Genomic DNA, 11,421 nt, shown 5'->3' on the forward strand with positions numbered 1-11,421 from the left:
GTGTCGCGGCTCCGCGCGACCAGTGGCCGCGCGCGCCGGGGGGCGGCCCGTGGCCCCCCGGTTGTACACGCGGCGGGCGGGCGCGCCGCCCCGCGCGCGCCGCACCTCTTCTGTTTGGGTTCTGTTCGGGGCCCGGCCGGGTTCCCGTCCGGGGTGCCCTTGGAGGATTCCTCCAGGCCTTTCGGGGGTTCCGCCAGGGAAGTGTTTCTCGTATGGTGGAAAACAGTTTCCGAAACGGGAGCACCCATTAACCGGTACCCGCCGGTAGGTGCGACGATCGGACCACGCTGCCCGGTTTCGGAACCGGGCGGCGTAGCAATGAAGCTAGGGAAAGCAGAGGAAGTCGGCCATGGCAACGGCGCCCAGCGTCTCGTACTCGATGACGGTCCGGCTGGAGGTCCCCGCGAGCGGGACCTCGGTCAGCCAGCTCACCTCGGCCGTCGAAGCCTCCGGCGGCTCCGTGACCGGCCTCGACGTCACCGCGTCCGGCCACGAGAAGCTGCGGATCGACGTCACGATCGCAGCCTCCTCCACCTCGCACGCCGACGAGATCGTCGAGAAGCTGCGCGGCGTCGACGGGGTCGTGCTCGGGAAGGTCTCCGACCGTACGTTCCTGATGCACCTCGGCGGCAAGATCGAGATGGCGTCCAAGCACCCCATCCGCAACCGTGACGACCTCTCGATGATCTACACGCCCGGCGTCGCCCGGGTCTGCATGGCCATCGCCGAGAACCCCGAGGACGCGCGCCGCCTCACCATCAAGCGCAACACCGTCGCGGTCGTCACCGACGGCTCCGCCGTGCTCGGGCTGGGCAACATCGGCCCGATGGCGGCCATGCCCGTGATGGAGGGCAAGGCGGCCCTCTTCAAGCGCTTCGCCGACATCGACGCCTGGCCGATCTGCCTGGACACCCAGGACACCGACGCCATCGTCGAGATCGTCAAGGCCATCGCCCCCGGCTTCGCGGGCATCAACCTGGAGGACATCTCCGCGCCGCGCTGCTTCGAGATCGAGGCCCGGCTGCGCGAGGCCCTGGACATCCCGGTCTTCCACGACGACCAGCACGGCACCGCGATCGTGGTCCTCGCCTCCCTGACGAACGCGCTGCGGGTCGTCGGCAAGTCGATCGGCGACGTCCGCGTCGTCATGTCGGGCGCGGGCGCGGCGGGCACGGCCATCCTCAAGCTGCTCATCGCGGCGGGCGTCAAGCACGCCGTCGTCGCCGACATCCACGGCGTGGTGCACGCGGGCCGCGAGGACCTGGTCTCCGCGGACGCTCCCGGGGCCGGCGGTGCCGCGCTGCGCTGGATCGCCGACAACACCAACCCCGAAGGGGTGACGGGCACCCTCAAGGAGGCCGTCGTCGGCGCCGACGTCTTCATCGGCGTGTCGGCCCCCAACGTCCTCAACGGGGACGACGTGGCCGCCATGGCGGAGGGCTCCATCGTCTTCGCGCTGGCCAACCCCGACCCGGAGGTCGAGCCCGCGATCGCCCGTCAGACGGCGGCAGTCGTGGCCACCGGCCGCTCGGACTTCCCCAACCAGATCAACAACGTGCTGGTCTTCCCCGGCGTCTTCCGCGGCCTGCTGGACGCGCAGTCGCGGACCGTCAACACGGAGATGATGCTGGCCGCCGCGGCCGCCCTCGCCGACGTCGTCACCGAGGACGAGCTGAACCCGAACTACATCATCCCGTCCGTCTTCAACGACAAGGTCGCGGGGGCCGTCGCGGGCGCCGTCCGCACCGCCGCCAAGGCCGCGGGCGCCACTGTGACGGGTCCCACGTCCGCCTGACGTGCGGCGCGTCGCGGGTCGCGGCACATCCGGGGCACCTCTAGGGTGGCGGGCTATGAGCCTGCGGAACCCGGTCGCCCCGGGGGCCGCAGCCCGTAAGCAGTCCGCGACAGGGAAGTCGACGGAGCGTCACGACACGAGGCAGTGACGCTCTCCAGGTGGCCTTCGGGTGACTCCGCCGGGTGCCGGATTGGCTTTCCCGCCGCTGGTGGGGGCAGGATGCGTAACCGGGCGCGAGGGTCTGAGCACCAGACCCGGTCCGGGGACTGTCCTAGAGCCCTGGCAGCATCGGCTTCGCTGTGCCCCAACACGCGGCTCCGCCGCGTGGCACGCCTCACAGGCAAGAAGAACACGGGAGTAACAACATGAACCGCAGTGAGCTGGTGGCCGCCCTGGCCGACCGCGCCGAGGTGACCCGCAAGGACGCCGACGCCGTGCTGGCCGCGCTCGCCGAGACCGTCGGCGAGATCGTCGCCAAGGGCGACGAGAAGGTCACCATCCCCGGCTTTCTGACCTTCGAGCGCACCCACCGTGCCGCTCGTACCGCTCGTAACCCGCAGACCGGCGACCCGATCCAGATCCCGGCCGGCTACAGCGTGAAGGTCTCCGCGGGCTCCAAGCTCAAGGAAGCCGCCAAGGGCAAGTAACACCGCCAGGCGACAGAGGCTGAACCTTTCAGGGGGCGGCCGTCCGGAATACGACGGACGGGCGCCCCCTGTGGTGTGTCCGCGCGTCCTGCGGCGCCCCCGCGCTCCGTGGCGCCGCCCACGGGGTTCCCGCGCTCCGTGGCACCGCCTACGGGGTTCCCGCGATCCGTACGTCCTCCAGGGAGGCGTAGAGGTACGTCCTGGGGCCCGGCTCGATCCCGGGGACCGACGGGACCGCCAGCAGCCCGCAGCCGGCCGCCAGGGCCGCCTGCGCGCCCGTGGGGGTGTCCTCCACGGCCAGGCAGTCCGCCGGGTCCGCGCCGAGCGCCCGGGCGGCGGCCAGATACGGGTCCGGGTGGGGCTTGCCGCGCCCGGTCTCGCCCTGGGCCACCGACGCCGCGAAGCGCTCCGCGCCGAGCCCCTCCAGCACCAGGTCGGCGACCTTGCGCTCGGAGGCGGTGACCAGGGCGACGGGGACGCCCAGTTCCGCGGCCCGGTCCAGGAGCCGCAGCGCCCCCGGCTGGACGCTCACCCCGGCGGCCACCAGCGCGGTGAACTCCCGGTCCAGGCGCCCGGCCGTGCCGAGGACGCCGTGCCGGTCGGCGAGGAGGGCGGCCGCGGTGTCGATGGCGGCCCCGGCGAAGGGGGCCAGGGCGTCGGGCGTCGGCTCGACGCCGTGCTCCGTCAGCAGGGCGGCGACGACCGCCAGCCACTGGTGTTCGGTGTCGACGAGGGTGCCGTCCATGTCGCAGAGCAGGGCGGCGGGGCGGGCGAGCGCGGGCGGGTTCATGGGCGGCCTCGGTCTCTCGGGTTCGGTGATCGGTGATCGGTGCGCGCAGTGTGCCGGGCCCACGTGAACACCTGGTGGGCGCACGGGACGGGACAGACGGGACAAGGGGCCGGCCGCCCGGACCCCGCCGGCCCCGCCGACGTCTCGGGCCCGCCCGGAACGTGCGCTCTCGGACTCCGCCCGGTCCGCCCGGGGCGTGCGGCCCCGGACCCGCCCGGTCCGCGCGGGACACGTGCACCGGGTACTGACACGCCGACGGGGGCGCCCCCCGCGCGATGGCGGTGGGCGCCCCCGGTGACGTACGGGACGATCCGTCAGACGAGCGCGCCGCCCGGCAGTTCGACCTTCGCGCCGAGCTTCTCGAGCTTGTCCATGAAGTTCTCGTAACCGCGGTTGATCAGGTCGATGCCGTGCACGCGGCTCGTGCCCTGGGCGGCGAGCGCCGCGATCAGGTACGAGAAGCCGCCGCGCAGGTCGGGGATGACCAGATCGGCGCCCTGGAGCTTGGTCGGGCCCGAGACGACCGCCGAGTGCAGGAAGTTGCGCTGCCCGAAACGGCAGTCGGAGCCGCCCAGGCACTCGCGGTAGAGCTGGATCTGCGCGCCCATCTGGTTGAGCGCGGAGGTGAAGCCGAGGCGGGACTCGTAGACCGTCTCGTGGACGATGGACAGGCCGGTGGCCTGGGTGAGGGCGACGACCAGCGGCTGCTGCCAGTCGGTCTGGAAGCCCGGGTGGACGTCCGTCTCCAGGGCGATGGACTTCAGCGCGCCGCCGGGGTGCCAGAAGCGGATGCCCTCGTCGTCGATCTCGAAGGCGCCGCCGACCTTGCGGTAGGTGTTGAGGAAGGTCATCATCGAGCGCTGCTGGGCGCCGCGCACGTAGATGTTGCCCTCGGTGGCCAGCGCCGCCGACGCCCAGGAGGCCGCCTCCAGACGGTCCGGGAGGGCCCGGTGGGTGTAGCCGTCCAGCCGGTCGACGCCCGTGACGCGGATGGTCCGGTCGGTGTCCATCGAGATGATCGCGCCCATTTTCTGCAGGACGCAGATCAGGTCTTCGATCTCCGGCTCGACGGCCGCGTTGGAGAGCTCGGTGACGCCCTCGGCGAGGACGGCGGTGAGCAGCACCTGCTCGGTGGAGCCGACCGAGGGGTACGGGAGGCGGATCTTGCAGCCGCGCAGCCGCTGCGGGGCCTCCAGGTACTGGCCGTCGGCCCGCTTCTCGATGGTCGCGCCGAACTTGCGCAGCACCTCGAAGTGGAAGTCGATGGGGCGGCCGCCGATGTCGCAGCCGCCGAGACCGGGGATGAACGCGTGGCCCAGACGGTGCAGCAGCGGGCCGCAGAAGAGGATCGGGATGCGCGAGGAGCCCGCGTGCGCGTCGATGTCGGCGACGTTCGCGGACTCGACGTGGGAGGGGTCCAGGATCAGTTCGCCCGGCTCCTCGCCGGGGCGGACGGTGACGCCGTGCAGTTGGAGGAGCCCGCGTACGACGCGTACGTCGCGGATGTCGGGCACGTTGCGCAGTCTGCTCGGCCCGCTGCCGAGGAGGGCCGCGACCATCGCCTTGGGGACGAGGTTCTTGGCGCCGCGGACGCGGATCTCGCCCTCCAGCGGAGTGCCGCCGTGGACAAGCAGTACATCGTCAGTGCCGGTCATGTATCTCGCGTTCCGGAATCGTCGGGCAGGGGGCCAAGAGGAAAGGGTAATGGGCTGATGCCCCGGTTCAGCGTGTGCGAACGCGATGGACGTAGGTCATGAATTCGCCACAACACGTTCTGTTTTCCGTGCATCAGCGGAGGGTCACGGTTCAGTTGTGTGCGGTGGTGCGCGCTCCCGTTGCTGCCGTGCGCCCTGAGCTGGGGACCTGTCGGGCGCCGACGACTCCCCGCGCGGGACGAAACTGCGGGATCATGTGGCGCATGACGGAGGTGTCCTCGCTCACAGGGCGGCTGCTGGTGGCGACCCCGGCACTCGCGGACCCGAATTTCGACCGTGCCGTGGTGCTGGTCATCGACCACGACGACCAGGGCTCGCTCGGCGTGGTGCTGAACCGGCCCACCGCGGTGGGCGTCGAGGAGATCCTCGCGCCCTGGGCCGGGCTGGCGGGCGCGCCCGGGGTGGTCTTCCGGGGCGGCCCGGTCTCGCAGGACTCGGCGCTGGGGGTGGCGGTGGTGCCGGGGGCGGACCCGGCGGGGGCCCGGGCGGGGGCGTGGGCGGGGGGCGGCCCCATGGGGTGGCGGCGGGTGCACGGGGCGATCGGCCTGGTGGACCTGGACGCGCCGCCGGAGCTGCTGGGGGCGGCCCTGGGGTCGTTGCGGATCTTCGCCGGGTACGCGGGGTGGGGGCCGGGCCAGCTGGAGGAGGAGCTGGGCGAGGGGGCCTGGTACGTCGTCGAGTCGGAGCCGGGGGACGTGTCCTCGCCGCGGCCGGAGGGGCTGTGGCGGGAGGTGCTGCGGCGGCAGCGCAGCGGGCTGGCGATGATTGCGACGTATCCGGACGATCCTTCGCTGAACTGAACGCGGGTGCGTGGGTACCCTTGGGTGCCATGAGCACTCTTGAGCCCGAGCCCGAGCGCGGGGCAGGTACGGGGACACTTGTCGAGCCGGTTCCGCAGACGTCGCGCGGCGACGGGGACCACGAGCGGTTCGCCCACTACGTCCAGAAGGACAAGATCATGGCGAGCGCCCTGGAGGGCACTCCCGTGGTGGCGCTCTGCGGCAAGGTGTGGGTCCCGGGCCGCGACCCGAAGAAGTACCCGGTCTGCCCGATGTGCAAGGAGATCTTCGAATCCCTTGGCGACAAGGGTGGCAAGGGCGGCAAGGACGGCAAGGGCGACAAGAAGTAGCCCCGGAGTCCTGCCGGATTCTTTTGCCCGCGGGGCCCCCAGGTCCCGCGGTGCCGTTGTGGGAGGGCAGCCCCCTCGTGGTGCGTTGACGCGCGCCGCGAGGGGGCTGTTCTGCGTTCGGAGCCGTTCCTGAGCCGTTCCGGAGCCGTCCGGGGGTGCGCTTCGGGGCGTGCGGGGCCGTTCGGAGCCGTTCGGGGGTGCGTTTTCGCGGCGGCCGGGGCGTTCGGAGGTGCCTTCGGAGCCATTCGAGGGAGCCTGCCGAGCCCTTCGGATGTGTCTGGCGAGGTGATCGAAACCGTTCGGGGGTTGTTCACGGTCCGGGTGCCGCCTACTCTCCTGCCTGTTGTGTTGTGCAGTACGAAACGTGCGTTGCGGAGAATGCAACGGCGCTTACTCGACAGGGGTTTCCGTACATGAAGCGCATCGTCCGAACGTCCCTGCCCGCGGCGGCACTTGTCCTGAGCGGTGTGCTGGCGGCGAGCGCCTGCGCACCGCAGACCTCCGGCGGGGGCGGCGCCAAGAGCGACGAGAAGAGCGGCACGCTGAGGGTGTGGCTGTTCCAGGAGGTCGGCAACGACCCGAAGAAGAAGGTCGTCGACTCCGCCGTCGCCGCCTTCGAGAAGGCCCACGCGGGCACGGAGGTCGAGGTGGAGTACATCCCCGTCGACACCCGCGCCCAGCGCATCAAGGCCGCCTTCAACGACCCGAAGAGCGCCCCCGACGTGATCGAGTACGGCAACACCGACACCGCCGGGTACGTCCGCGACGGCGGACTCGCCGACGTGAGCGCCGAGTTCGGGGCGTGGAGCGAGGCCAAGGACACCGACCCGACGGCCAGGCAGTCCGTCACCGTCGACGGCAAGGTCTACGGGTCGCCGCTCTTCGTGGGCGTGCGGGCGCTGTACTACCGCACGGACGTCCTGAAGGAGGCCGAGGTGGACGTCCCGACGACGCAGGCCGAGTTGATCACCGCAGCGAAGGCCCTGCACAAGGCGAAGCCGGACATGTACGGGCTGGCCGTGGGCGGCGCGTACACCTACGGGGCGATGCCCTTCGTGTGGGCGAACGGCGGCGAACTCGCCACCGGCAGCGGCTCCTCGTACAAGGCGGCCATCAACAGCGAGGCCTCCCGCAAGGGCATCGCCGCGTACACCTCGCTCTTCGGCGACGACAACTGCCCGGCCGCCAAGTGCGCCAAGATGGGCGGCAACGACGTCATCACCGCCTTCGCCGCCGGCAAGGCCGCCATGGCCGTCGGCGGCGACTTCAGCCACGCGGCCGTGGAGGCGGGCCCGGCGAAGGGCAAGTACGCGGTCGTGCCGCTGCCCGGCGTCGAGAAGGGCTCCGTGGCGCCGGCGTTCGCGGGCGGCAACAACATCGGCGTCCTCAAGTCCAGCCCCCGCCGCACGCTGGCCGTCGACCTGATGAAGTCGCTGACCTCGAAGAAGACCCAGGGCGAACTCTTCGACGCGATGGGCTTCCTGCCGACCTTCAGCGACGTGCGGGCGGCGGCGGCGAAGAAGGAGCCGTTCGTCGAGCCGTTCGTGAAGACGCTGGACGCCGGAACCAAGTTCGTCCCCGCCTCGCCCGGCTGGGGCCAGGTCGACGCGTCCCTGGTCCTGCCGACGATGTTCCAGCAGATCGTCAGCGGCAAGAGCGACGTCGTGAAGGCGTCCGACGAGGCGGCGAAGAAGATGGACGAGGCGTTCGGAGCGGCCGCCAAGTGAGCGCCGCACCTGTGACCGCGCCCCCCGTGGAGAAGCACGGGGCGCCTTCGACGGGGCGTGGCGGGGGCGGGCCCGCGCGCGGGCGGCGCCCGTCGCCGCGCGGGCGCGCCGGGTGGACGCCGTGGCTCTACCTGGCCCCCGCCCTGGTCGTCCTGGCCGCCCTCCTGCTCTACCCGATCTACCAACTTGGCCTGATCTCGTTCCTCGAATACACCCAGGCTCAGGTCAGCGGTGGCGAACCGACCACCTTCCAGGGCTTCGGCAACTACTCCGCCCTCTTCGGCGACGGGCAGTTCTGGCAGGTGCTGGGCGCGACGGTGGGCTTCGCCGCCGCGTGCGTCGTGACGACCCTGGCGGTGGGGTGTGCGCTGGCCGTACTGCTGACGCGGGTGCGGGCGCTGCCCCGGCTGGCGCTGATGCTGGCGGCGCTGGGGGCGTGGGCGACGCCCGCGATCACCGGGTCCACGGTGTGGGTCTTCCTCTTCGACCCGGACTACGGGCCGGTCAACCGGCTGCTGGGCCTCGGCGACTTCTCCTGGACGTACGGCCGCTACAGCGCCTTCGCGCTCGTCCTCCTCGAAGTGGTCTGGTGCTCCTTCCCGTTCGTGATGGTCACCGTGTACGCGGGCATCCGGGCGATTCCGGGGGAGGTGCTGGAGGCGGCGGCGCTGGACGGGGCGTCCCAGTGGAAGATCTGGCGGTCCGTCATGGCGCCGATGCTGCGGCCGATCCTGGTCGTGGTCACCATTCAGTCGATCATCTGGGACTTCAAGGTCTTCACCCAGATCTACGTCATGACGGGCGGCGGCGGCATCGCCGGCCAGAACCTCGTGCTGAACGTGTACGCGTACCAGAAGGCCTTCGCCTCTTCCCAGTACAGCCTCGGCTCGGCGATCGGTGTCGTCATGCTGCTGATCCTGCTGGCGGTGACGCTTGTGTACTTGCGGTTGATGAGGCGTCAGGGAGAGGAACTGTGAACGCGGTGGACGGGGTTTCGCTGAGGGGGCGCCTGCGGGTGCGGCGGCCGTGGCGGCTCTTCGCCGAGGCGTCGGCGCTGCTGGTGGCCGTGGTGGTGGCGTTCCCGCTGTACTGGATGGTGCTGTCGGCGTTCAAACCGGCGGGGGAGGTGCAGTCGACGGAGGCGAAGCCCTGGACGCTGGCGCCGTCGCTGGACTCCTTCCGGAGGGTGTTCGCACAGGAGGACTTCGGGCGGTACTTCCTCAACAGCCTGCTGGTGGCGGGGTCGGTGGTGGTGCTGTCGGCGCTGATCGCGTTCCTGGCGGCGACGGCGGTGACCCGGTTCCGCTTCCGGTTCCGCACCACGCTGCTGATCATGTTCCTGGTGGCGCAGATGGTGCCGGTCGAGGCCCTGACGATTCCGCTCTTCTTCCTGATGCGGGACTTCGGGCAGCTCAACACCCTGGGCTCGCTGATCCTGCCGCATCTCGCCTTCTCCCTGCCCTTCGCGGTGTGGATGCTGCGGGGGTTCGTGAAGGCGGTGCCGGAGGCGCTGGAGGAGGCCGCCTACCTGGACGGGGCCTCCCGGACCCGCTTCCTGTGGCAGATCCTCTTCCCGCTGGTCTTCCCGGGCCTGGTGGCGACGAGCGTCTTCTCCTTCATCTCGACCTGGAACGACTTCCTCTTCGCGAAGACCTTCCTGATCAGCGACGTCTCGCAGTCGACGCTGCCGATGGCGCTGCTGGTCTTCTTCAAACCCGACGAGAACGACTGGGGAGGGATCATGGCGGCCTCGACGGTGATGACGGTCCCGGTCCTGGTCTTCTTCGTACTCGTACAACGCCGCCTGGTCTCGGGACTGGGCGGGGCGGTCAAGGACTGAACCGATGTCCCGGGCGGGACTGATGGGAGTGATGGGCGTGACGGACCAGATACCGGTGATTCCGGCCCCGGCGACGGTGGAGCGGTCTTCGCCGGAGGGCTTCGTACGGCTGGACGCGGCGGCCACCGTGCACGCGGCCCCCGGCACCGAGGGCACCGCCCGCTGGCTGCGCGGTGTGCTGGGCACGGCGTTCGGCCTGCCGCTGGACCCGGCCGGGCGTGCCGAGGACGCGGTCGTACGGCTGGCGCTCGACGCGTCGCTGGCGGCGGAGGCGTACCGGCTCGACATCGGCCCCGACGCGGCCGTGCACCTCACCGGCGGCGGCCCGGCCGGCGTCTTCTGGGGCGCCCAGACGCTCCGGCAGCTCCTGGGACCGGAGGCGTTCCGCAGCGCGCCGGTGACGGCGGGGCCGACGGGGCTCGCGGAGCCGGCGGGGCTGGCGTACCAGCGCATCGAGGACGCGCCCCGCTTCGGCTGGCGCGGCATGATGCTCGACGTGGCCCGGCACTTCATGCCGAAGAACGATGTCCTTCGCTACCTCGACCTGCTGGCCGCGCACAAGCTGAACGTCTTCCACTTCCACCTCACCGACGACCAGGGCTGGCGCATCGAGATCAAGCGCCACCCCCGCCTGACCGAGGTCGGGTCCTGGCGGCCGCGCTCCAAGTGGGGCCACCGGGCGTCCGAGTCGTGGAACGACACCCCGCACGGCGGCTTCTACACCCAGGACGACATCCGCGAGATCGTCGCCCACGCCCACGCCCGGCACATCACCGTCGTCCCCGAGATCGACATCCCGGGCCACTCGCAGGCCGCCATCGCCGCCTACCCGGAACTCGGCAACACCGACGTCGTCGACACCTCGGCGCTGGGCGTCTGGGACACCTGGGGCATCAACCCCAACATCCTCGCCCCGTCCGACCGTGTGCTGCGCTTCTACGAGGAGGTCTTCGAGGAGGTACTCGCCCTCTTCCCCTCGCAGTTCGTGCACATCGGCGGCGACGAGGCCCCCAAGGACCAGTGGAAGCGGTCCCCGGCCGCGCAGGCCCGGATCGAGGAACTCGGCCTGGCCGACGAGGACGAGCTCCAGTCCTGGTTCGTCCGGCACTTCGACACCTGGCTCACCGAACGCGGCCGCCGCCTGATCGGCTGGGACGAGATCCTGGAGGGCGGCCTCGCCCCGGGGGCGGCGGTCTCCTCCTGGCGCGGCTACCAGGGCGGCATCGCCGCCGCCAAGGCCGGCCACGACGTGGTGATGTGCCCCGAGCAGCAGGTCTACCTGGACCACCGTCAGCACGACGGCCCCGACGAGCCGATGCCCATCGGTTACGTCCGCACGCTGGAGGACGTCTACCGCTTCGAGCCCGTCCCGCCGGAGCTCTCGGCCGACGAGGCCCGGCACGTCCTGGGCACCCAGGCCAACGTGTGGACCGAGGTGATGGAGAACCGCGCCCGGGTCGACTACCAGGTCTTCCCCCGCCTCGCCGCCTTCGCCGAGGTGGCCTGGTCGTCCCTCCCGGCCCCCGCCGAACGGGACTTCTCCGCCTTCGCGTCCCGGATGACCGCGCACTACGCCCGCCTGGACGCCCTCGGCGTCGACTACCGGCCGCCCACCGGGCCCCGGCCCGAGCAGCGGCGCCCCGGAGTGATCGGACGCCCGATCGAGGGGTCGCCCCCGAACGTGTGAGCCGCACGGGCGGCGGCGCGTCCTGCGCGCCCGGCCCCGGGACCGTTCCCCGCGACCGTCCCGGGGCCTTCGCCGTGCCCCCGTCCCCGCG

General features: G+C 71.4%; 10 protein-coding genes. 8 read left to right on the forward strand and 2 right to left on the reverse strand.

Features of this window, described 5'->3' with window-relative positions:
• The first annotated feature begins 349 nt into the window (after positions 1 to 349).
• Both ACIP93_RS21785 and ACIP93_RS21790 read left to right on the forward strand, forming a co-directional pair.
• Positions 350 to 1,795 (forward strand): NAD-dependent malic enzyme, encoded by a 1,446-nt coding sequence (locus tag ACIP93_RS21785; RefSeq protein WP_401761099.1) that lies wholly within the window; start codon positions 350 to 352, stop codon positions 1,793 to 1,795.
• A 365-nt stretch (positions 1,796 to 2,160) separates the two neighbouring features.
• Positions 2,161 to 2,442, forward strand: coding sequence for an HU family DNA-binding protein (locus ACIP93_RS21790; RefSeq protein ID WP_003954777.1), 282 nt, complete (start codon positions 2,161 to 2,163; stop codon positions 2,440 to 2,442).
• Positions 2,443 to 2,590: 148 nt separating this feature from the next.
• On the opposite strand, the gene ACIP93_RS21795 is transcribed toward ACIP93_RS21790, so the two are convergent.
• Both ACIP93_RS21795 and murA read right to left on the reverse strand, forming a co-directional pair.
• A complete protein-coding gene (locus ACIP93_RS21795) occupies positions 2,591 to 3,232 on the reverse strand; it encodes an HAD family hydrolase (RefSeq protein WP_401761101.1) in 642 nt (213 codons plus the stop codon).
• Between the two features lie 314 nt (positions 3,233 to 3,546).
• Entirely contained in the window at positions 3,547 to 4,887 is a 1,341-nt protein-coding gene (gene murA / locus ACIP93_RS21800) for a UDP-N-acetylglucosamine 1-carboxyvinyltransferase (RefSeq protein WP_345222473.1), read from the reverse strand.
• Positions 4,888 to 5,150: 263 nt separating this feature from the next.
• On the opposite strand from murA, the gene ACIP93_RS21805 reads away from it, so the two are divergent.
• The 6 genes from ACIP93_RS21805 to ACIP93_RS21830 all read left to right on the forward strand — a co-directional run bounded on the left by ACIP93_RS21805 (position 5,151) and on the right by ACIP93_RS21830 (position 11,330).
• Positions 5,151 to 5,747 carry a YqgE/AlgH family protein gene (locus tag ACIP93_RS21805; RefSeq protein WP_345222477.1) on the forward strand — a complete coding sequence of 199 codons (597 nt, stop codon included), beginning with the start codon at positions 5,151 to 5,153 and terminating at the stop codon, positions 5,745 to 5,747.
• 29 nt (positions 5,748 to 5,776) lie between these two features.
• Positions 5,777 to 6,076: a DUF3039 domain-containing protein gene (locus tag ACIP93_RS21810; protein WP_189823955.1), complete on the forward strand. Its 300-nt coding sequence runs from the start codon at positions 5,777 to 5,779 to the stop codon at positions 6,074 to 6,076.
• Between the two features lie 413 nt (positions 6,077 to 6,489).
• Positions 6,490 to 7,803 carry an extracellular solute-binding protein gene (locus ACIP93_RS21815; protein WP_401761104.1) on the forward strand — a complete coding sequence of 438 codons (1,314 nt, stop codon included), beginning with the start codon at positions 6,490 to 6,492 and terminating at the stop codon, positions 7,801 to 7,803.
• 26 nt (positions 7,804 to 7,829) lie between these two features.
• Entirely contained in the window at positions 7,830 to 8,780 is a 951-nt protein-coding gene (locus tag ACIP93_RS21820) for a sugar ABC transporter permease (RefSeq protein WP_345226432.1), read from the forward strand.
• Positions 8,777 to 9,643 carry a carbohydrate ABC transporter permease gene (locus tag ACIP93_RS21825; protein WP_401761105.1) on the forward strand — a complete coding sequence of 289 codons (867 nt, stop codon included), beginning with the start codon at positions 8,777 to 8,779 and terminating at the stop codon, positions 9,641 to 9,643. The genes ACIP93_RS21820 and ACIP93_RS21825 overlap by 4 nt, the downstream gene beginning before the upstream one ends.
• Before the next feature lie 4 nt (positions 9,644 to 9,647).
• On the forward strand, positions 9,648 to 11,330 hold the full coding sequence (locus ACIP93_RS21830; RefSeq protein ID WP_401761107.1) for a beta-N-acetylhexosaminidase: 1,683 nt from the start codon (positions 9,648 to 9,650) through the stop codon (positions 11,328 to 11,330).
• Positions 11,331 to 11,421 lie beyond the last annotated feature (91 nt).

The sequence above is a fragment of the Streptomyces sp. NPDC088745 genome (assembly GCF_044751045.1).
GTDB lineage: Bacteria > Actinomycetota > Actinomycetes > Streptomycetales > Streptomycetaceae > Streptomyces > Streptomyces cremeus.

Coding starts and splice junctions, on each gene's coding strand:
- ACIP93_RS21810 (WP_189823955.1), top strand. CDS start 5,777: ATGAGCACTCTTGAGCCCGAGCCCGAGCGCGGGGCAGGTACGGGGACA.
- ACIP93_RS21815 (WP_401761104.1), top strand. CDS start 6,490: ATGAAGCGCATCGTCCGAACGTCCCTGCCCGCGGCGGCACTTGTCCTG.
- ACIP93_RS21830 (WP_401761107.1), top strand. CDS start 9,648: ATGTCCCGGGCGGGACTGATGGGAGTGATGGGCGTGACGGACCAGATA.
- ACIP93_RS21805 (WP_345222477.1), top strand. CDS start 5,151: ATGACGGAGGTGTCCTCGCTCACAGGGCGGCTGCTGGTGGCGACCCCG.
- ACIP93_RS21785 (WP_401761099.1), top strand. CDS start 350: ATGGCAACGGCGCCCAGCGTCTCGTACTCGATGACGGTCCGGCTGGAG.
- ACIP93_RS21795 (WP_401761101.1), bottom strand. CDS start 3,232: ATGAACCCGCCCGCGCTCGCCCGCCCCGCCGCCCTGCTCTGCGACATG.
- murA (WP_345222473.1), bottom strand. CDS start 4,887: ATGACCGGCACTGACGATGTACTGCTTGTCCACGGCGGCACTCCGCTG.
- ACIP93_RS21790 (WP_003954777.1), top strand. CDS start 2,161: ATGAACCGCAGTGAGCTGGTGGCCGCCCTGGCCGACCGCGCCGAGGTG.